This is a genomic window from Streptomyces sp. NPDC103540 (assembly GCF_055584445.1).
Map to the genome: position 1 here is coordinate 249,234 of NZ_JBVJMA010000009.1, position 20,044 is coordinate 269,277.

The following is a 20,044-nucleotide window of genomic DNA, read 5'->3' on the forward strand; positions in this document are numbered from 1 at the left end:
TGGGCCAGGGGCCGCCGGTCGGTCACCCGAGGATCGTGATGCCGATCATGCGCGCCCCGGTCTCCGTGCGGGGGCGGTGCGCGCTGCCCGGTGCGAAGACGACGTAGCTGCCGGCCGGGAGGCGCCGGCCGCAGTCGATGAACTCGCCGGACACCACGTAGTAGCGCTCCTCGGTGTCGTGCACGTCCTCTTCGGGCCATCGCGCGCCCGGGGCGAAGTCGTAGACCCAGCCGCGCGCCCACGCGGTGGCGGCCAGGGGCCTGCGGACGATTCCGGGGGCGACCTCGGTCGCCTCGATGTCTTCGACGTGGACGATCCGCACGCCGTCGGATGATGCTCGGGTCATGGAGAACATGCTCGCGGCCGTTCCCCCTTCGCCCCAGAGTCCGGATCGACGCGGAGGGGTACTTTCCTGCCATGAGCCTTCACCGCGTGGTGTGCCTTCTCCTGCCTCCGCAGTCCACGTTCGAACTGGCCTGCGCCGCCGAGGTGTTCGGGCTGGACCGCCCCGGTCTGCCGGCCCGTTACACGTTCGAGGTGTGCGCGGAGCGGCCCGGCCCCCTGCCGACGTTGGCGGGCTACGACATGGCGGTGACACACGGGTTGTCGGCCCTGGAGCGGGCCCGGACGGTGGTCGTCCCCGGTTGGGTGGGGCGCTCGGGCGCCGCCCCGCCCCGTGTCGTCGACGCGCTGCGGCGGGCGCACGAGCGCGGTGCGCGCATCGTCGCCCTGTGCTCCGCCGCCTTCCTCCTCGCGGAGGCCGGGCTGCTGGAGGGCCGCCGGGCGACCACCCACTGGCGCATGGCCGACGAACTCGCCGCCCGGTATCCCGGGGTCCGCGTCGAGCCGGACGTGCTCTACGTCGACCTGGGCGACGTCTCGACGAGCGCGGGCACGGCCGCGGGCGTCGACCTGTGCCTGCACCTGATCCGTACCGACCACGGCGCCGCCTACGCCGCCCAGGTCGCCCGGCACATGGTGATGCCGCCCCATCGCGAGGGCGGGCAGGCCCAGTACGCGACGCCGCCCCTAGCCGACCGCGTCCCCGACTCGCTGGCACCCGTACTGGACTGGGCCGCGCGGCGTCTGCACGAGCCGCTGAGCGTCGACGACCTCGCCGCGTTCGGGGCCGTCTCCGCGCGCACGCTCGCCCGGAGGTTCACCGAGCAGCTCGGCACCAGCCCCGGCAACTGGCTGCTCCGGCAGCGGGTCATGGCGGCCCGGGCCCTACTGGAGGAGACGGATCTGGCCGTCGAGACGATCGCGGCCAGGACCGGACTGTCCTCGGCGGCCAACCTCCGCAGGCGCTTCCGGGCCCTGGTGCACACCACGCCAGCCGCCTACCGCCGCTCCTTCCGGCTCCACGCGGCGGGCACGCGCGCCGACGGGACCGACCCGCTCTCCCGGTCGTCCCCGCCTTCACTGCCCGCCGTGCGCGGCGGGACGGCGTACGACGTCCAGGCATGACGCCGGGGGTGCGGCCCCTCACCTCGCCGTCCACCGCGCGGGTCCACCCCGCGCGCGTCGCGTCGCGGGGTGGACCCGCGACGCGACGCGTCGCGCCTACCCCTGGCGGCCTCGGCCGGCCTGCCGCTCGATCAGCCGGTAGTGGGAGGTGCGCTTGCCGCGGGTGGCCGCCCGCCGCGAGAGCGACAGCCCCATCGCCGCGCGGACCAGCTGGTCGACGTCCGGGTTGCGCTCGCGCAGGCGCCGCAGTTGCTCGGCCGTGAGACCCACCACCCCGACCGCCTTGGCCATCGCCGTACCGCGGGCCACCACCTGGAGGAGGAGGCCCAGGCTCATGCCGCTGAGCCGGCCGGGCGTGGCGACCTTCTCCACGGACGCGAACGCCGCGGCCGATGCCATGGCCGCGTCGAACACCGGGCTCTTCGCACGCCAGCTCGCCAGCAGCGCCTCGGACACCCCGGCGGACGCCGCGCAGCCGGCCGGTCCCAGCCCCATGGCGGCGGCGTGTACGGCCCGGGCGCGCCGTTCGTGGTTCTCGGCGGTCAGGTCGTGCGCGCCGTGGACGGCCGTGTGGAGCGCCCAGTCCGCGTCCACGCGGGTGTCGAGGGCCGTGACGGTCCGCTCCGCCCGGCTCTCGGGGCGGTGCGCGACGTCGGGGACTTCGATGGTCATGGGTTTCCTTTCCGGCCTTCCCCCCATTGTCTGGCCGAAAAGCGCCGTTGGACAGGGCTGTCGAACAGGCGGACATCACACCGCCGTCGGGAACTAGAGTTGGCACCCGTGCGAGGACCCGCCGACGAGCGGGCGGCACGGGGCACGAGAGCGGGCGGGGGACTGTTGAAGGACCTGGAGGCGGACGATCCGCGGGAGGTCGGCGGGTACCGGGTGGTACGCCGACTCGGCGCGGGCGGCATGGGGCGGGTCTACCTGGCGCGGGACGACGGCGGGCGCCACCTCGCCGTCAAGATGGTGCATCCCGCGCTCGCTGGCGACCGGGTGCACCGTGAACGGTTCGCCCGCGAGGTACGGGCCGCGTGGAAGGTCCGCGGCCCCGGCGTGGTGCCCATCCTGGCCGCCGACCCGCACGCCGAGGTGCCCTGGCTGGCCGTGGCGTACGTCGCCGGCCCGGACCTCGGGCAGGCCGTGGCCGCGCACGGACCTCTGCCCGGGTACAGCTGGTGGCTGCTGGCCCGGGGCCTGACCGAGGCCCTGCTCGGGGTCCACCAGGTCGGGGTGCTCCACCGCGACCTCACCCCCGCCAACGTCCTGCTGGACCAGACCCGGCCCTGGCTGATCGACTTCGGGATCGCCCGCACCGCCGACGAAACGGGCCTGACCCGGGGCGGCGCCATCGGCACGCTGCGCTACATGGCCCCGGAACGGCAGCTCGGCCACGAGGCGGTGGCCGCCTCGGACGTCTTCGCGCTGGGCGCCGTCCTCGCGTACGCCGGCACCGGCCGGCACGCGTACGGGGCGAGCACCGTCAACTCCACCCCCCTGCTCGACGGGCTCGACCCGCACCGCAGGGCGCTGGTGAGCTCCTGCCTCGACGCCACGCCGGAGGCGCGCCCGCCGCTGTCCGAGCTGCTGCGGCGCATCGACGACCGGCGCGGCGCCCCGGCCGGGACGGCGGGGCCGAACGACGTGACCGTCCCCGTCGGGGAGCCGTGGCTGCCGCGCGACATCGCGGGCGACATCGTCGGGCGCATCCAACGCATCCAGCGGCTGGCGGCCGAGGACCGGGACGCGGACACGGCCGGGGAGCGGCTCGCGCGGGAGTCGACGAGGACCAGGTTCGACCCCCGGGCCGGTGCGGGCGGCGCCTCCCGCACCCGTCCCTGGACCCGGGTGCGCCCAGGGGACCGGGACACGCCCGCGGGCACGGGTGAGGAGGCGCCCGTACGACCGCCGCGCAGGCTGTTCGCCCTCCAGCCCAGCACCCCCACGGGGCTGTCCCGCCCGGACCGGCGGGCGCTGTGGCGGGAGCGGGCGCTGGGCCGTCACCTCGCCCCCGGAACCGCGGACGTCGGACCCGAACGCGGGCCGGACCGTACGCTCCTGTTGCCGCTCGGCCTCGACGAGGCCGCCCGCGGCACCGTCACCCGGATGACCACCGACCAGCCGTGCTTCGACTGCGGGGGCACCGGCGCCGCTCCGGGCAGCGGCCCGGGTCGGCGCTGTCCGGCGGGCTGCCTCACCGGCTTCCGGTACGGCAGCCGGGGCGTGTGCCAGGGCTGCCGCGGGCGTACGGCCCTGCCCTCGACGCCCTGCCCGGCCTGCGACGTCGGTCGGGTCCCTGCCACCCTGGACGTCCGCGTGCCGGCCGGGGTGCGGGAGGACCAGCGTCTGCGCCTGACCGGCAAGGGGGAGCCCGGCCGACGGGGCGGACTGCCCGGCGACCTCTATCTGACCGTCACCTTCCGCGGGATCAGCGCCTCCACGGCCGACACGACCGTGGAGGACGGACCGGAGTACCGCCGGGCGCTGCGCTCCCGGCGCCGGTTCCTGGAACTGCGCCCGCCGAACCCGGCCCGCCCCGGCGCGGACACGCAGCAGACGCTGACGCTGTGGCCGCGCCGGGCCCTGGCCGGCGGGGTACGGGAGGTCGTCACGACCCGGCTGGTCACCTGCGGCCGGTGCCGGGGCGCGGGCATCCCCGAGGAGCGCCGCCGCACCGCGGCCTGGTACCGCTGCGAGCCCTGCCGCGGCGCCGGGTACGTACGCGGGCTCGACCACTGCCTGCGCTGCCTGGGACTGGGCGCCGTCACCCCGACGCCCTGCCCGGGCTGCTCCGGTCACGGCGTGGCCCCGGCGCAGGAGACCGTCAAGGTGGCCGTCCGGGGCGGGGTGCGCCAGGGCGACCGGCTCCGGGTCCCGGGGAAGGGCGACACGGGCGCGCTGTCCGGCTCGACGGGCGACCTCTACCTGCGGATCAGGGTCCGCGGCCGATCCCGCTGACCGGGGCCGCGGGCACGCCGACCCGGGGGGTGGGCACGCCGACCCGGGGGTGGGCGCGCGGCGGGGCGGTGCGTCCCGTTCACGGGGCGCGGAACAGGACTGCCTCCTCGAAGGCCCGCCGTGCGAGGTCCTCGGGGCGGATCAGCCAGAGCAGCACGCCCCGGCGGGCGGTGCGCGTCCCGCCCGGCCGCGGTGCGGCCGACATGCCGCCCGCGGGGTCGCGTTGGAACTGCGCGAGCGCGACCCACCGCGCCGCCCGGTCGGTCTCCTCGGCACCGGGCTGTCGCGGGCGGCCTCCCGCCGGGTGCGCCGCGGGCCCCGCACCGGCCTCGTACGCGGCGGCGGAGGAGGCCGCCGGGTAACCGCCGATCCGGTTCTCGAAGCGGTGCCCGTACTCGGCGAGCTCGTCGACGAAGGACTGGTCGTTCAGCGGGTGGTCGTGGAACTCCTCGGCCGTGTGCAGGCCGAAGGCCTGTCGGACGCGCGGATGGTCGGGAAACGGCGCGCTCGGCTCGCGACACGCGGTCAGGGGGACACGAGGAAACACCGGCACGGAGGGCGGTGCCGGGTGCTCCGTGTCGAGCGTCCCGGCGGGGAGGTGGAGGACCCGGCCCGGGCACCGGCCCCCGGCGGAGCCGCCCGCACCGCCTTCCGCGCAGGGCGTCGAGGCGAAGAAGGCGAGAACGCCCTCCGAGGGCAACGGGAGGTCGAGCCCGCCGGCGCGCGCCACCGCCCCGCAGTCCACGGCGGCGACGAAGGCCATCGGCGCGCCGTCGCGGTCCGCCGGCCACGGCTCGTCCGCGGACAGTGGGGGCCGCCCGCCCAGGCGGGCCACCGTCGGCCCTCCTCGCGCGCCCCACGACTCCTCCTCGCGGGCGAGCCACACGGAGGGCCGCACCAGCGCACCCCACCGCCGGGCCGCCTCCTCGTCGAGATGGCGGTACGCGATGTCGCGCAGGGCACGGGCGCCGGCCCCGTCCGCGTCCCCGTCTGCGCCCGCGCCCGCGCCCGCGTCGAAACGTTCTGTCTCGTCCATGCGGCGATCATGGCCCGCGCCACTGACAACCCCCTGCCGGGCAGCCCCGGCGTCCCGTCGACGGGCGAGGCGCTCCGGGTCCCGTTCCCCGGGGCGCGGATCGGACCGTCAGCCGAGGACCTCGGTCACCTCGCGGCGGGTCGCCTCCGACAGCAGGGGCGCCCAGCTCGTGAACAGCTCCAGCAGGCCCGCCCCGTTGCGCTCGCGGAAGGACTCGTTCACCTTGGCCAGGTCCAGTTCGTTGGCCACGGTCAGCTCGGCGAAGTCGCGGCGCTGCTGCGCGGACGGCGTGAACTCCTCGCCGGTGAAGCGGTCCCGGAAGGTCACCGGCTCGCCGTCCGGTGCGGCAAGCGTGGGGTAGGAGGCCGCTCGGTCGCAGCCGGCGTAGAAGTAGACGAGTTCCTCCGCCTCCGCACCGATCGCCTCGACGAGGCGGTGGCGCTCGGACAGCTCCAGGAGCGCCTGCGGCAGTCCGTCGGTGCCGTAGAAGGCGTGGCACAGCGCCGCGGTCCGCAGTGCGGGCCGCGCGCCCCACGCGGCGAGCAGTGCCTCGACGCGCAGGAGGTGGGCCAGGAGCGTGCCGCCGGAGTGCTTGGTCGTCTCCGCTCCGACCTCCTTGAGCAGGGCTATCGCCGGCGAGTCGGTGTGCTGGTCGTCGTCGCTGTGCATCATGGGCCCATCATGACGATCCGCCCGCGTCCGCGTACGACGGGACCGGCATGCGGACACCGTGGCGGGGAGGGCCGGTTCCCCGACGGCGCCCGGGCGCCGCGCGGGCGCCCCTCGTACGGGTGCGCGGCGGACCACTGTGGTCGACACCGGTGCGGGGTGGTGGTGCGGCGGCGTAGCGTGGTGGGGTATGAGCGAGGTCGTGGAAGCCAAGGGTCCCGAGGTTGCGCCGAGTTGCCCCGCGAAGGCGGCGGCGGGGCCGACGTCGGTCACCGGGGTGCCTCCCCGGCTGGTGGTGACGAGCCGGCGGGCGAGGGTGTGGGCGTTCCGGGCGGACCGGTGGGCGGCGAGGAAGGCCGCCGGGCAGGCGGCGCTGGCCGTCGCCGGGTGGGGCTGTCCGCTGCTGGACGAGCACGACTTCCTCAAGGCCGTCCACGGGCTGGTCGACACGGCCGTGGCGGCCGGCGGCAAGCGCGTCAGCGTCCACCTCGCCGATCAGGAGGGCGAGATCCTCGTCATGGTGTTGAACCACCGGGTCGGCGAAGGGGGCGTGGTGGGACGGGTCCCGCCGGAGGTCGTGTCCCTGCGCACGGTCGACGCCTGCGGCGCCCACCTCGACCACGACGGCCACGCCTGGTGGGCGCTCCTGGACGCCCGCCCCCGGCCGAGGAAGCGGCCGACGTAGCACCCCGGGCCGGCGCGGGCGGCGGACGACGCCCCGACGCCCGACCCACCGAGGGGGCCTCGCCCGTGGAGGTGGGCCCCCTCCCCCGCGAACCGCCCCTACCCGGCGCTCTGGGCCCCGGTCCCCGTTCCGGTCTCCGGCCTGCCCTCGGGAGGCGTCAGCAGCTGCGTGACCTGCCGTCGGACCACTTCCCAGGCGGTGTCCGAGAGACGGGCCAAACGGCCTTCGCGCAGGGCGCGGAGATCCTCCTCGGCCGTGGTGCGGCACCTGACGCCGCCGCCGAACAGCTCGCCCTCGTCGCGGACGGCCACGCGCAGGCGCCGGTGTCCGCCCTGTCCGCCCTCCTCGCGGTGCAGGGCGGCCGCCACCACCAGGGGCGGCGGCCCGCCCGCCTCGTCCGGCGCCTTGTGGTGGTTGCTCGCGATGGGCGTGCGCCAGCCCAGGCTCAGCAGCAGATGGCGTTTGGCCAGGACTTCGGCCAGGTCGGTGGTGTGGACGCCCTCCGGTTCGAGGATCACGGCGCGGGCGTCCAGGACGAGCGCCGCGGGCAGCAGGCAACGCAGCGTGCTGCCGACGAGGTTGCCCCCGACCGTGGCCGTGCGGCGCACGGCTCCGGTTCCCACGCCGGCGGCGGCCTTGCGCAGCACCTCGGGCACCCGGTCGTCCACGCGGTTCAGCACGACGGCGGCGCCCAGGGTCTCGGCCCCGATCCCGTTGGCCTCGGGGAGATCGCGAAGTGACATGGCCTGGGCGGGGAAGCCGTCCCGCTGCCAGGTGGCCCACACCAGGGTGGCGCCGCCTATCGGCACCGCTCCCTCGGCCATGCACTCCTGTGCTTCGGACACGGACGTGGGCAAACGCAGCAGCACGGCAGCCGACCTGCTTCCCGGTGACTTGACGGCGGGGTACGTGGCGTTCCGGCCAAAAGGCCGTCGGCAGGCGCATTTTGGCCGTTCGGCCAGGGGCGCGTACAGAGCTCACGCCGTCCGGTCGTGCGCCCCCACGTGCTTCGATTCGTGACGGCGCACGCGTCGTTCCGCGCTCCGGCACGAACCACCACGCGAAGGCGGCCCGTACGGAAGATCCGTACGGGCCGCCTTCGCGTGGTGGCCGAAAATCCGACGGCCTACGGGCGGCCCTGGTCGCGGCCTCGGCTGCGGACCAACAGGTAGAGGAAGTACGGCGTACCGATCAGGGCCGTCATCACTCCGGCGCCGATCTGGGTCGGGGCGATCACGGTCCGCCCGACCAGGTCCGCGACGCAGACGAGGACGGCGCCGAGCAGCACCGCGACCGGGACCACCCTGACGTGCCGGCGGCCCACCAGGGCCCGGGCGGCGTGCGGGGCGACGAGCCCGACGAAGCCGATCGTGCCGGCGGCGGCCACCGCGGTGGCGCTGAGCAGGACGGCGAGCAGCAGGAAGGCCAGGCGGCCGCGCGCCGGGTCCAGACCGAGGAGCCGGGGGGTGTCCTCGTCGAGGGAGACGAGGTCGAGGTCGGCGCGTCGTCGGACGGCGAGGAGCAGGCCGAGGACGAGCACCGCGGCGAGCGGTACCACGTCGGGGAAGCCGCGCCCGTACGTGGAACCCGACAGCCAGGTCAGCGCCTTGGTGGCGTTGAACGGGTCGGTGAGGATGATCAGCATGCTGATCAGGGCGGCCGAGCCGGTGGCCACGCCGAAGCCGACGAGGACGAGCCGGTTCTGCCGGAACCCGCCCCGTGCGGCGAGGCCGAAGACGACGGCGCCGCTGACTGCGGCGCCCGCGAAGGCGGCGCCCGCCAGGCCCCACGAGCCGGCCGTGGGGACGGTGGTCACGAGGAGTACGGCGCCCAGTGCCGCGCCGCCGGAGACGCCCAGGACGCCCGGTTCCGCGAGGGGGTTGCGGGTGGCGGCCTGGACGAGGGTTCCGGCCAGGGCCAGGGCGGCGCCCGCGAGGAGCGCGGCGACGACGCGGGGTACCCGGGTGTCGAGCACGAAGGTGATGGTCCGGCCGGCGTTGCCCTGGGCCCAGTTGACGACGTCGCCGAGGAGCAGCTTGCTGTCGCCCAGCAGGACGCCCGCCACGGTGACGGCGACGAGGGCGACGACGAGGGCTCCCGTGGTGGCGAGGAAGGCCGTACGGCTCCTGATGCGCAGCCGCTCGGTGTCGGTGGTGCCGGCGGTGTCTCGGGTCTTGGTCGCCATGACGATCAGGAAGACGGCGCCGACGAGGCTGGTGACGACTCCGGTGGGGACGGCGACGGCCACGTCGGCGGGGACGACGGCGCGCAGCAGCACGTCCGAGCCGAGGACCAGGGCGGCTCCCACGAGCGCCGTGGCCGGGAGCGCGCCGCGCGTCTTGGTGTAGGCGCGGAAGCGGCGGGCGAGCGGCCGGACGAGCGCGGGGGCGCACAGGCCGACGAAGCCGATGGGTCCGGCGAGGGTGACGGCGGCGGTGGACAGCAGGGAGGCGAGTACGACGACGGTGACGCGGGTGGCGCGGACCGGGACGCCGAGTCCGCGGGCCGCGTCGTCGCCGAGGGCCAGGGCGTCGATCCGGCGGGCGACGAGGAGCAGCCCGACGAGGCCGACGAGGGCGATCGGCAGCACCTGGAGGATGCCGTCGAAGCCGTTCTGGGAGATGCTGCCCTGGTTCCAGTGGTAGATGCCGGTGGTCTCCTGCGGGAAGAGCAGGAGCATCCCCTCGGTGGCGGCCGTGAGGCCCAGGGTGAGGGCGCTGCCGGCGAGGACGAGTCGTACGGTGCCGGCGCCGAGGCCGGACAGGCCGAGGACGACGGCCGCCGCGGCGAGTCCGCCGAGGAAGGCGATGCCGGAGGAGGCGAACAGCGGCAGCGAGATCCCGGTGACGGCGGTGAGGCCGAGCGCCAGGTAGGCGCCGGAGTTCACCGCGAGGGTGTCCGGGGAGGCGATGACGTTGCGGGTGACGGCCTGCAGGGCGGCGCCGGCCATGCCGAGCACGGCGCCGACGAGCAGTCCGGCGGCGGCCCTCGGGAGCCGGGAGGCGATGACGACGGAGGTGTCGGTGGCGTCTCCCCGGCCGGTGAGGGCCTTCCAGACCTCGGGGGCGCCGGCGTGGGCGGTGCCCTGGGTGAGGTCGGCGACGGCGAGGGCCGTGACGAGCAGGCACAGGACGGCCGTCACCACGGCTGCGCCGGTCCGGGACGTGGCCGCCGACGGACGGGTGGCGGGGGTGAGTGTGGTGACGGCCATGCTGTTACTTCGTCAGCGCGGCGACGACGGCGTCGATGTACTTGCCCATCGACTCGGGGCCGCCGAACATCCAGATGCCGTCGGGGATGCGGTGCACGTTGTTGTTCTGGACGAAGGGCAGCGAGGTCCACACCTTGTCCTGGGCCAGCTGGCCGCTGAAGGGGTTGCTGTCCTTGTCGGTGTCGTTGCCGATGTAGGCGAACTCGACGTCGCCGAGCTTGGTGAGGCCCTCGACGTCGGTGGTGCCCAGGCCGTAGGCCGGGTCGCCCTCGACGGTCCAGGCGTTCTTCAGCCCGAGCTTCTCGTTGACGCCGCCGATCAGCGAACCGCTGGTGTAGGGGCGGATCGAGACCTGGTTGGAGACGACGTAGCCGTCGGCGAAGGCGTAGGGCCGGCCGGCCAGGCCCTTGTCGGCGAGCGCCTTCTTGCCCTCGGCGATCTTCGCCTCGAAGGCCTTCTTGAGGGTGTCGGCCTTGGCGGTGGTGCCGGTGGCCTGGGCCAGGAGGTCCAGGTTCTTGTTCATCTGGCCGATCGGGTCCGCGGCGTCCGCGGCCTTCAGGTTGATGACGGGCGCGACCTTCTTCAGCTGGTCGACCGCGGCGGCCGGGAGGTCGGTGGTGGCCACGATGAGGTCGGGCTTGACGGCCGCGATGGCGTCCATGCTCGGCTCGCCGCGGGTGCCGACGTCCTTGGGCTCGTTCTTGAGCGGAACGGCGGTGTCCCAGGCCTTGTAACCCTTGACGTCGGAGACGGCGGCGGGGTCGACGCCCAGCGAGACGAGGCTCTCGACGACGTTCCACTCGGTGGCGACGATGGTCTTGGCCGGGCCGTCGAGCTCGACCTTGGTACCGGTGCCGTCGGTGAGGGAGATCTTCTCGGCCGCGCCCTTGGCCTGGGCCTTGTCGTCAGCGGCGGGCTCGGTGGTCCCGCAGGCGGTCAGGGTGAGGACCGCGACGGTGGCGGTCGTCGCGGTGAGGAGGAGCCTTCTCATGAGGTGGTACTGAGCCTTTCGCTTCGCGTGTGGTGTCGGCCGATGGCGCGGGTGCGCAGCAGGCCGGTCAGGGGGTCGGCATCCACTTCGATGCGGATGCCGTAGGCGTCGGTGAGCCGGTGGCCGGTGAGGACCTCCTCGGGGAGGCCTTCGGCGATGACCCGGCCGGCGCGGAGGAGGACGATCCGGTCCGCGACGGCCGCGGCCTGGTCGAGGTCGTGCAGGACGGCGCCGACCGCGATGCCGTGGTCGTCCGCCAGGTCGCGTACGAGGTCGAGGAGTTCGACCTGGTAGCGCAGGTCCAGGTAGGTGGTGGGTTCGTCGAGGAGGAGCACGCCGGTCTCCTGGGCGAGACAGCCGGCCAGCCAGACGCGCTGGAGCTGTCCGCCCGACAGGTGCTCGGCTCCGCGGTCCGCGAACTCCGCGACGCCGGTGAGGGCGAGCGCGCGGTCCACGGCGGCGGTGCCGTCCGGGTCGGCCTTGCCCCAGCGGCCGCGATAGGGGTAGCGGCCGAACTCCACGAGGTCCCGTACGCTCAGGCCGCTGGGGGTGGGTCGGCCCTGGGTCAACAGGGCCACGCGGCGGGAGAACTCACGGGGCGACAGGGCGAGGCCGTCGATGTCGGCGTCGATGACGAGTTTCGCGGTCCGGGGTCGCTGGAGCCGCGAGACGGTGCGCAGCAGCGTCGACTTTCCGCTGCCGTTGGGGCCGACCAGTACGGTGACCTCTCCGGGCCGCAGCACCAGTGACGCGTCGTGGACCACGTCGACGCCGTCGTACGCCACGGTCACTTCCGTGGCCGACAGTTCATGCCCGCGGGGGCGTCCTGCTGCTGATCTCTCTTCACCGGCTTGCACGACACGAAGGTTAGCCTAACCTAAGCGTTAGGCCAAGAGGGGGATCGCGAACCCTGACAAGTCCAATTCCCGCCAACCTGGGGCACGCCCGTCCGGGTCCGTCCCGCGGGACCGGACGTACGGAGGGATCAGTCCCACCAGAAGTCCCAGCGGTGGGCTCCGACGATCCGTTCGGCGTACGCGGCCAGTGTGTACGGCCGGTCGCCCTGCAGGATGTTGTCCGGGCACAGGGCGAAGTGCTCGGCCGCGACCAGGAGGGCGTCCCGCTCGCCCGTCGGCGGCGCGGCGACGCCGAGGTGCAGCGTGTCGAAGCCCGCGGCGACGACACGCGCTCCGAACCGGATCTCCCAGTCCCGCAGGACCGCCGAGATCCGCGCGGTGTCGTTCTCGTGGTTGCAGGGCCCCTGCCAACCCGCGACCGCCGGCGCCTCGGCGCCCGAGCGCGCGGCGACCAGCCCCAGACGGGTGCGCGGGTGATCGGCGAGGAAGGTCCGGGCGAGCGCACAGGCCGCTTCCACCGGGTCGACCGCCCCTTCCCGGCCGATCGCCGGGCCGGGCCACGCCTGGCCGAAGGGCGCGGTGGTGGCGAGGCGCCTCTTGACGTCGAGGGCGTCGTCGTACGCGTCGCCCGCGGTGAGGGTCGCCCACCACGCGGCGAGGACGTCGTCGGGATCGTGGTCCGTCGGGGAGGACATCCCCTCGGGGAAGAGCTCCCCCGACCCCCACGGGCGGAACTCGTCGTCGCTCGGATCCAGCGCGTCGAGCAACAGCGGCCACACGCCCGAGCGGTGGTGCTCGGCGACGAGCCGGCCCCACAGCCCCGCAGGGGCGACACCGTCGCTCAACCACAGGGTCCGGGCGCCTGCGTCCCCTTCGTCGGACGTGATCAGCCGCCCCGGTGGGAGGGGCACGGCCAGGTTCGACAGCAGCTCGGGATTCACCAGCGGATGCTAGCCGCGGCCTGCGACGCTCTCGTGGGCCCGGGTCCCCCGGTGCCCGTGAAAGGGGTCGAGAGGGCCTCGGCCCCCGTGCGACGCTCTCTCGGCATGCGCCCGACCGCCGACGGAGCCCCGCCCGCCTCGCGGTCGGCCCCGACGCCCGAAAGGATCCACGTCCCGATGTCCTCCCTGTGGCCTTCCCTCGTCGCCGTCCTCGGCACCCTCGCCGGAGCCCTGACAGCAGGCCTCCTGCAACACCGCTCGGCGCGCACCGCGCGCGCCGAGGAGCGTGCCCAGTCCCATCGCCAGGACCGGCTCGACGCCGTCACCGACTTCGCCGCCGCCCTCGACGCGCACCGCTCCGCGATGTTCCACCGGGAACGGCTCACGCTGACCTCGCCCGGCACCGCGCACGAGTTGGAGGCCCAGACGAGGTCCCACGAGACCCGCGCGGCCGTCACCGCGCCCCACATACGCCTCCAGGTGCTGGTACCCGAGTTGGCCGAGTCCGCCCGGCAGGCCGCGGACGCCACCTACGCCCTGCGCAGGGCCACCGACCGGGCCGAACTCGACGCCCGCCGGCACGCGGCCAGGGAGGCGACGGGCACCTTCATCGCGGCGGCGGCCGCGCTCCTCGACCCCGACACCCCCTGACCGCACCACCGCCTCGCTCCGGGGCCGGCTACCGGTCGTAGGCGACGCCGATCCCGCGCACCGTTTCGTCGTACCTCCTCAGCTGGTCCCGCAGCGTGGTCGCGGCCGACGGCAGGCGCCGTTCCAACGCGGACCAGTGGACGAAGCGCAGGCGGTGGGGCATCACGACGAGGCCGGTGATCGCGTCCCAGAACGCGTTCCAGTTCATGCCGTAGATCGACGGGAAACCCAGCTCCCGCGCGAGGACACCGTGGAGGTCGCGCTCGGTGCGCACCGCGCCCACGTCCACCACGACCTCGCGGTCCGGATCGGGCGCCGCCTCTTCGCCGGCTCCCCGGAAGGTGGGGAGCCACCAGCACAGGACCGCGGCGTCCCGCGCCGCCGATTCCTGCGCCGCCGGTTCCTGCGCCGCGGAGTCCTCGAAGAGGTCGGTGGCCGGATCGACGGGCCGCCACGCCGGGTCGAGGGGCTCGTCCTCCCGCGGGGGTCGGACGAATCGCCGGCCCCGCTGGTCGCAGGCGCCGTAGGCCACGAAGTTCCGCTGGGACTCGACGAGCGACCACTGGTTGGCGCCGCCCGACCGAAACGGCCGGCGGAACTGCGCCGGATCGTCCTCCCACGAACAGATCGGGCAGGTGAGATGGCAGCCGGGCCACCCGTCTTCGACGTCGAAGACGAGGTGACCGCAGCAGGGGCAGGGGCGTCGCGTGTCCATCGGGCCATTCTGGTCCCTGCCGCGAGCGGCGATCAGCGGTCAGGGCGCGGGACGCGGGGTGCGCGCGGCGATCGCGTGCCGGTCGGCGAGCCGGGCGGCCAGCAGGCAGAACATGGGAGTGAACACCAGCTCGGTCACGAGGGCCTCCCACGGGGCGTCGGCGGCGGTGCTCTGGTCGGAGAGCTCCCCGAACACGGCGGCCAGCGAGAAGGCGATCAGGTTGTTGACCGTGTGGCCGGCGATGACGGCCTCCAGACCGCCGGTGCGGACGGTGAGCCAGCCCCACCAGATCGCCGAATAGCACAACAGCAGGAACCCGGAGAGTTGTCCGTAGCCGTGCGCCAGGGAGAACAGGAGCGAGGTCACCACGACACCGGGCCACGGCGACCGCACGAACCCGCCGAAGAGCTGGACCAGCCAGCCCCGGAAGACGAACTCCTCGGCCGCCGCCTGGAAGGGCACCAGGGCCCACAGGACGACCAGGCTCAGCCCGAGCGAGGACCAGCCGGGGAACTCGCCGGCCACCGCCTCGTCCCCCTCCTGCCACAGGCTCCACACGAACATCACGAGGTTCTGGAGGAGCATGACGGCCCCGGCCAGGGCGAGGCACCGCCCCAACCACCCCCACCTCAGCCGGCCGGTGACGGACACCAGGGTCCCCGCGGGCCGTCCGCCACACACACGGACGGCGATCAGCACGGCCGGCGTCCACAGTCCGATGGCCACGAGCATGACGGAGTTGTCGAGCAGCGGGTCGGCGAAGACCGCGGTGCTCCCCTCCGGCCCGAACTCCAACCCCAAGGCGGAACCCGCCACGGCGCACGCGGCGAACACGAAGAGAATCACGCCGACCATCAGCGCGAGCCCGAGGAAGAACTCCCCCACCCGCGCACCGCCGCGCTGTCGCCCGTTGCGCCCCTGCTCGTGGTACGCGGCCCCGGGCGGCGCGGGGACCGGCCCGGGCGCGGGCACCGGCGGCTCGGGCCACCCACCGTACGGGGCGCCCCCGTACGGGCCCTGGTGGGGGAATCCGGCCTGCCCCGGGCCCGGCGTCGGCCACGGCGTCGGGGGCGGTCCGTCCTGCGGGTGAACGGGCTTCGGGGATTCCCTCGGCGCGAGCGCCCAGGGGTCGTGGGCGTCCTGCGGGGGGCCCGGTATCGGGTGGGACATCATCGGCCGCTTTCTCGGGTGACACACGATCGCGGGGCGTGGTCCGTACGCCCGTCGGTCCGAGTCTGCCTCCCGTCCCGGTCCGGAGTCCGGCCAGGCCGCCGAGACCATGATCCATCAACGGGCGTCCGGGGAACACCCCCGTTCGGCCACGCCCCACCCTGCCCGTCGGTGGGGGCCACGACGCGACCCGAGCGCTTTCCCGCCAGGTCCGGGCGCACCTCGACCGAGATCCATGCAGCGTGCACGTACCCCTGCCGGCAGGGTGGGCGCAGGGACGGACCACCCGCCCCGGACGTCGGGACGAAGGAGCACGCTCTTGCCCACTCACCTCGAACGCCCCTCCCTCACAAGGAAGTTGTTGGCACTGCTCACCACCCTGTGCGCGCTCGTCGGTGCCGGCGCGCTCGGCGGCGCGCAGGCCTCGGCGGCGGATCAGGCGGCGGATGGCCGGCGCCCCGTCTACGCCATCGCGCACCGCGTCGACACGCTCGCCGGCGTGGACGCGGCCCTGAGGCACGGCGCGAACAGCATCGAGATCGACGTCTGCGCCTGGTGGAACCCGAACGAATGGCGCGCCTGGCACGACTGCTCCTCGGCCGGTGACAACCGGCTGGGGCCCGGCTTCGACAGCATGGTCGACCGCATCCTGTCCCACGCGAACGCGGGACGCCGCCTCGCCCTGGTCTGGCTGGACATCAAGGACCCCAACTACTGCGGCGAACGCGAGAACCGCGGGTGCAGCGTCGCCGGACTGCGCGACAAGGCGCAGCGGCTGACGGCCGCCGGGATCCAGGTGCTCTACGGCTTCTACGAGTACCACGGCGGCGACACGCCCGACGTCGGCGGACGCGGCTGGCAGAGCCTGGCGGGCAGGCTCGGCCCCCTGGAGGGCATCACGACCACCGGGACGCGCGACCGGGTCCAGGCCGCGTTCGACCGGTCGGGCTCCGGATTCCCCTCCGGTCGCCGGGTGATGGACTACGGGGACAGCGACATCACCAACGGGTTCGGCAACTGCACCGAGGCCACGTACTACACGTGCGCGGAGCTGAAGAAGGGTGCCGGTGACCGCGACGCCGGGCGGCTCGCCGCCACCCTCTCGTGGACGACCACGTACAACGACCCGTGGTACGTCGACAAACTGCTCGGCGAGGGACGCGTGGACGGCATCATCGCGGGCTACGGGTCCTTCACCGGGATGCGCGACTACGACGACGCCTGGCAGTGCGCCAACGCGATCGCCCTCGTCCGGGACTGGGTGAACCGGCACGGCGCGACCCACCGCATGGCCGGCCCCGCAGACCGCTTGTTCCGCTAGGGCCGGAGGCCGGCGACAGGGCGGCGGGACGACCGGACGGCCGGACGACAGACGTCCGTGATTGGTCTGTACCTGTGGGAGGGGCAGGTCGGAGACTGCGGGGATGGACCGGCTTCGGAACACCCGCCTCCCCGACCTGCCCCTGCACCGCCTGGAGGTCCCCCTCCCCCACCTGTTGCCCTTCGCCATCGGGACCTTCGACACCATCGGCCCGCTGTCGCGCGCCGCCTTCCCCCACCGGCACACCTTCTACGAGATCGTCCACGTCACCGGCGGGAGCGGCGCGCACGTGCTGGACCTCGTCAGCCGGCCGGTGGAGCCCCCGCAGTTGTGCGTGATCACCCCCGGCCAGGTCCACCACTGGGACGAGGCCGACCGACTCACCGGGCACGTGGTCCTCTTCAACGAGGACTTCCTCCTGCCCCACGCGGACGACGCCGCCGCCCTGCGGCTGCTGGCCGGCCGGCCCGGGCATCCCGCCGGCGACCAGGCCGCGCCCATCGCCGCGCTCCTGGCCGACATGGGCGAGGAGTACCGCGAGCTGCGGCCCGGGTACCAGAACGTGTTGCGGGCCTGCCTGCACATCCTCATCGCCCGGGCGTCGCGGACCCTCGGCCGCACCGGTGACGCGCCGCACTCGGCCTCCGGGGAGGGCGCCGCGGGCGACGGGGCGGCCGGCGCGGCGCGCGACCGGGCCACCGAGCTGGCCTCGGCCTTCGGACGGCTGCTCTGCGAACCCGAGGGCGCGGGGCGGTCGGTGGGCTGGTTCGCACGGGAGCTCGGCGTGTCCGTCGGGCACTTCCAGACGCTCGTACGACGGGCCACGGGGCGCTCGCCCGGCAGTCTGATCCGGCAACAGCAGACGCTGGAGGCGAAGCGGCTGCTGTCCGGCACCGACATGACGGTCCGGCAGATCTCGTACGCGGCCGGCTTCTCGGACGCCGCCTACTTCTGCCGGTTCTTCCGGAGGGAGACCGGGATGTCGCCGGGCGAGTTCCGCGCCCGTGCCGCCGGTCGAAATCACCACGATCCCCGGATCGAGTCCATCGCCGCGCACCGGGACGGCCCGTAGGTTGGCTGCTGGTCGCGAGCGGACCGGTGCCCGTCCGGGAGGGATGCCCGGACGGGTCCCGCCCTTCCCCCACCGCGCGTCCACACCCCCCACCCGTCCAGCCAGGAGGCCCTCGATGCCCGTGCAAGACGAGCCCACCGCACTGCCCGACCCGGCGGGAAGCGGCCGTCGCGTCAGCCGCAAGACCGTCCTGCGCGCGGCCGCCGCGCTCGGCGCCGCCCCGCTGCTGATCGGGGGGCGGGTCGCCCTCGCCCGCGAGCAGTCGGGGGCGGGCGGCGCCGGCCTCGCTCCCACCCCGGACTGCCACGACGGCGACGAGCCGACGGTGGAGCAGATGGAGGGCCCGTACTTCAAGCCCAACTCCCCGCTGAGGAACTCGCTGGTCACGAGCGGTACGCCCGGCACCCGGCTCACCGTCACCGGGTACGTCTTCGGGCGGGCCTGCCGCCCGATACCCGGCGTGCTGCTCGACTTCTGGCAGGCCGACCACAACGGCGCGTACGACAACAGCGGCTACCGCTTCCGCGGGCACCAGTTCAGCACGGCGCAGGGCGCGTTCAGCCTGACCACCATCGTGCCGGGTCTCTACCCCGGACGCACCCGCCACCTCCACGTCAAGCTCCAGGCGCCCGGGCGCCGGGTGGTCACCACCCAGCTGTACTTCCCGGGCGAGCCGCGCAACAACACGGACTCCCTCTTCGACAGCCGGCTGCTGATGAACGTGCGCCAGTCCGGGCCCGGCCACGAGGGCACCTTCGACTTCGTCCTGGACGTGCCCCAGGACCCGACCACCCCGCCCACCACTCCCCCGCCGACGACCCCGCCCTCGGGCACCTGGACCCCCGGACGGGCGTACCGCGCCGGCGACGGGGTGACGTACGGGGGCCTCTCCTACCGGTGCCTCCAGGCGCACACCGCGGTCGCGGGCTGGGAGCCGCCGAACGTGCCGGCGCTCTGGCAGCGCGGGTGAGGACCGCCCGGCCCGCACCCGACCGGGGCGGGCCGGGGCGTCCGTCGCCGCCGGGAACCCTCGCGCACCACCGCCCCCCGGGCCGGGGCCGGCCGGATCGGAGGGGTTCGCGGGAGCGCCGTCCTGGACAGGATCGACGCATGTATTCCGTGAAGACCGTCCTGGCGGCCACCGCCGCAGCGCTCCTCGCCCTCACCGCTCCCACCCTCACCGCTCCGGCCGTCGCCGCCCCCGCGGCGCCCGCCGCCGTGCCCCGCTCCGCCCCGTCCGCCGCGCCACGCCCGTGCGAAGGCGCCCCGACCTGCTGGGTCGACGTGACGGTCGCCCAGGTCTGGGTCAGTCCCGACCAGGTCCGCCCGGTGGACGCTCCGGCGACCACCAACCCCGCCGACGTACGCGGCTGGCTGGCCGGCATGTCCCTGGACGAGCGGCGCGAGGTCGCCGGGGAGACCCAGGCCCTGCACGGCGTCCGGGTGACCGTCGACCGCAGCGAGTGGCGCGACGGTGTGCTCTGGGACCACGTGTGGGTGCACGGCCAGCCCACGCCCAGGGACCAGGCCGGGCGGGGCGCCTACCCCGGCTGGATCCCCGACCGGCAACTGACCTCGGAGCGGCGCCGCCCGCCCGCCGGCACGCACGAGGAACGGGTCGCCCGCACCACGGCCCGGGGCTTCGCCACCGCCCGGGCCGCGCTCGCCGGCGGCGGATCCGGACAGGTCGCCGAGTACTCGTACAACACCTCGTTCCCGGTGGAGGCCGGGCCGGTGCCCGGAGTCGTCACCGCGCATTCCACCGGCGGCGGCCGGGTGTACTTCCGGGCCGAGGACCTGGCGAGGGTGCCGTCCACCCGCGGCGGCGCGGACGTGGTCGCCGCGGCACGCGCCTTCCTGGGCCTGCCCTACCTGTGGTCGGGCACCTCCGGATTCGGCTACGACTGCTCCGGTCTCACCAGCCAGGTCTACTCCGCGCTCGGCGTGACCATCCCCCGGGACGCCCAACCGCAGTTCGACGCGGGCGGCGGACAGGTCCCCGCGGGATCGGCCGCGGGGGTGCGGATCACCGGTACGGCGGACCTCCGCCCCGGTGACATCGTCGCCTTCCGCCCCGCGACCGGCACCGGGGTCACCCACGTCGGCATCTATTCGGGGACGCGGAACGGCGAACCCATGATGATCAATTCGCCTCGAACGGGCGACCCCGTCACGGAGGAGCCCATCGCCTCCAGCGGCCGCGTCTACGTCGGCGCCACCCGCTTCCTCACCCGCTGACCCGCGCACCGCTGCCGCGGACCGCTCCCGGCCAGGTGGCACATATCATCAGCCGGTCACAC

At 74.7% G+C, this 20,044-nt stretch carries 19 protein-coding genes; 8 read left to right on the plus strand and 11 right to left on the minus strand.

The genetic code is table 11. The features are described 5' to 3' along the window. Window positions 1–22 precede the first annotated feature (22 nt). Entirely contained in the window at window positions 23–346 is a 324-nt protein-coding gene (locus tag ACZ6ZI_RS23155) for a cupin domain-containing protein (protein WP_469523812.1), read from the minus strand. Between the two features lie 71 nt (window positions 347–417). Here ACZ6ZI_RS23155 and ACZ6ZI_RS23160 point away from each other — a divergent pair, with 71 nt between their 5' ends. Continuing rightward, complete coding sequence (locus ACZ6ZI_RS23160; RefSeq protein WP_469523813.1) at window positions 418–1,467, plus strand: helix-turn-helix domain-containing protein; 1,050 nt, start codon at window positions 418–420, stop codon at window positions 1,465–1,467. A gap of 96 nt (window positions 1,468–1,563) precedes the next feature. Here ACZ6ZI_RS23160 and ACZ6ZI_RS23165 read toward each other — a convergent pair whose 3' ends face one another. Then, window positions 1,564–2,139, minus strand: coding sequence for a hypothetical protein (locus tag ACZ6ZI_RS23165; RefSeq protein ID WP_469523815.1), 576 nt, complete (start codon window positions 2,137–2,139; stop codon window positions 1,564–1,566). 108 nt (window positions 2,140–2,247) lie between these two features. Here ACZ6ZI_RS23165 and ACZ6ZI_RS23170 point away from each other — a divergent pair, with 108 nt between their 5' ends. After that, window positions 2,248–4,425 carry a protein kinase domain-containing protein gene (locus ACZ6ZI_RS23170; protein ID WP_469523816.1) on the plus strand — a complete coding sequence of 726 codons (2,178 nt, stop codon included), beginning with the start codon at window positions 2,248–2,250 and terminating at the stop codon, window positions 4,423–4,425. Between the two features lie 79 nt (window positions 4,426–4,504). On the opposite strand, the gene ACZ6ZI_RS23175 is transcribed toward ACZ6ZI_RS23170, so the two are convergent. Continuing rightward, the gene (locus tag ACZ6ZI_RS23175; protein ID WP_469523818.1) at window positions 4,505–5,461 is read right to left on the minus strand and encodes a DUF1963 domain-containing protein; all 957 of its coding nucleotides are present in this window, start codon (window positions 5,459–5,461) and stop codon (window positions 4,505–4,507) included. A 108-nt stretch (window positions 5,462–5,569) separates the two neighbouring features. Next, window positions 5,570–6,133, minus strand: coding sequence for a DUF6817 domain-containing protein (locus ACZ6ZI_RS23180; protein WP_469523820.1), 564 nt, complete (start codon window positions 6,131–6,133; stop codon window positions 5,570–5,572). A 187-nt stretch (window positions 6,134–6,320) separates the two neighbouring features. Here ACZ6ZI_RS23180 and ACZ6ZI_RS23185 point away from each other — a divergent pair, with 187 nt between their 5' ends. After that, entirely contained in the window at window positions 6,321–6,815 is a 495-nt protein-coding gene (locus tag ACZ6ZI_RS23185; RefSeq protein WP_469523822.1) for a hypothetical protein, read from the plus strand. A 98-nt stretch (window positions 6,816–6,913) separates the two neighbouring features. Here ACZ6ZI_RS23185 and ACZ6ZI_RS23190 read toward each other — a convergent pair whose 3' ends face one another. From ACZ6ZI_RS23190 to ACZ6ZI_RS23210, 5 genes are all read right to left on the minus strand, one after another. Further along, window positions 6,914–7,684 carry an FAD binding domain-containing protein gene (locus tag ACZ6ZI_RS23190; RefSeq protein ID WP_469523823.1) on the minus strand — a complete coding sequence of 257 codons (771 nt, stop codon included), beginning with the start codon at window positions 7,682–7,684 and terminating at the stop codon, window positions 6,914–6,916. Window positions 7,685–7,941: 257 nt separating this feature from the next. Then, window positions 7,942–10,026 (minus strand): iron ABC transporter permease, encoded by a 2,085-nt coding sequence (locus tag ACZ6ZI_RS23195; RefSeq protein ID WP_469523825.1) that lies wholly within the window; start codon window positions 10,024–10,026, stop codon window positions 7,942–7,944. 4 nt (window positions 10,027–10,030) lie between these two features. Next, complete coding sequence (locus ACZ6ZI_RS23200; RefSeq protein WP_469523827.1) at window positions 10,031–11,017, minus strand: ABC transporter substrate-binding protein; 987 nt, start codon at window positions 11,015–11,017, stop codon at window positions 10,031–10,033. Beyond that, window positions 11,014–11,874 (minus strand): ABC transporter ATP-binding protein, encoded by an 861-nt coding sequence (locus ACZ6ZI_RS23205; RefSeq protein ID WP_469523829.1) that lies wholly within the window; start codon window positions 11,872–11,874, stop codon window positions 11,014–11,016. The genes ACZ6ZI_RS23200 and ACZ6ZI_RS23205 overlap by 4 nt, the downstream gene beginning before the upstream one ends. A gap of 128 nt (window positions 11,875–12,002) precedes the next feature. Then, on the minus strand, window positions 12,003–12,815 hold the full coding sequence (locus tag ACZ6ZI_RS23210) for a DUF4253 domain-containing protein (protein WP_469523831.1): 813 nt from the start codon (window positions 12,813–12,815) through the stop codon (window positions 12,003–12,005). A gap of 177 nt (window positions 12,816–12,992) precedes the next feature. Here ACZ6ZI_RS23210 and ACZ6ZI_RS23215 point away from each other — a divergent pair, with 177 nt between their 5' ends. Beyond that, window positions 12,993–13,466, plus strand: coding sequence for a pRL2-23 (locus ACZ6ZI_RS23215; protein WP_469523832.1), 474 nt, complete (start codon window positions 12,993–12,995; stop codon window positions 13,464–13,466). A gap of 28 nt (window positions 13,467–13,494) precedes the next feature. On the opposite strand, the gene ACZ6ZI_RS23220 is transcribed toward ACZ6ZI_RS23215, so the two are convergent. Both ACZ6ZI_RS23220 and ACZ6ZI_RS23225 read right to left on the minus strand, forming a co-directional pair. Beyond that, window positions 13,495–14,181, minus strand: coding sequence for a CPCC family cysteine-rich protein (locus tag ACZ6ZI_RS23220; protein WP_469523834.1), 687 nt, complete (start codon window positions 14,179–14,181; stop codon window positions 13,495–13,497). Between the two features lie 39 nt (window positions 14,182–14,220). After that, window positions 14,221–15,354, minus strand: coding sequence for a lysostaphin resistance A-like protein (locus ACZ6ZI_RS23225; protein WP_469523836.1), 1,134 nt, complete (start codon window positions 15,352–15,354; stop codon window positions 14,221–14,223). Between the two features lie 316 nt (window positions 15,355–15,670). Between ACZ6ZI_RS23225 and ACZ6ZI_RS23230 the strand changes: the two genes are divergently transcribed. From ACZ6ZI_RS23230 to ACZ6ZI_RS23245, 4 genes are all read left to right on the plus strand, one after another. Beyond that, on the plus strand, window positions 15,671–16,672 hold the full coding sequence (locus ACZ6ZI_RS23230; RefSeq protein WP_469523838.1) for a PI-PLC domain-containing protein: 1,002 nt from the start codon (window positions 15,671–15,673) through the stop codon (window positions 16,670–16,672). 103 nt (window positions 16,673–16,775) lie between these two features. Beyond that, a complete protein-coding gene (locus tag ACZ6ZI_RS23235; protein WP_469523840.1) occupies window positions 16,776–17,744 on the plus strand; it encodes an AraC family transcriptional regulator in 969 nt (322 codons plus the stop codon). Window positions 17,745–17,859: 115 nt separating this feature from the next. Continuing rightward, complete coding sequence (locus tag ACZ6ZI_RS23240) at window positions 17,860–18,714, plus strand: dioxygenase family protein (protein WP_469523842.1); 855 nt, start codon at window positions 17,860–17,862, stop codon at window positions 18,712–18,714. A 140-nt stretch (window positions 18,715–18,854) separates the two neighbouring features. Beyond that, complete coding sequence (locus ACZ6ZI_RS23245; RefSeq protein ID WP_469523843.1) at window positions 18,855–19,982, plus strand: C40 family peptidase; 1,128 nt, start codon at window positions 18,855–18,857, stop codon at window positions 19,980–19,982. Window positions 19,983–20,044 lie beyond the last annotated feature (62 nt).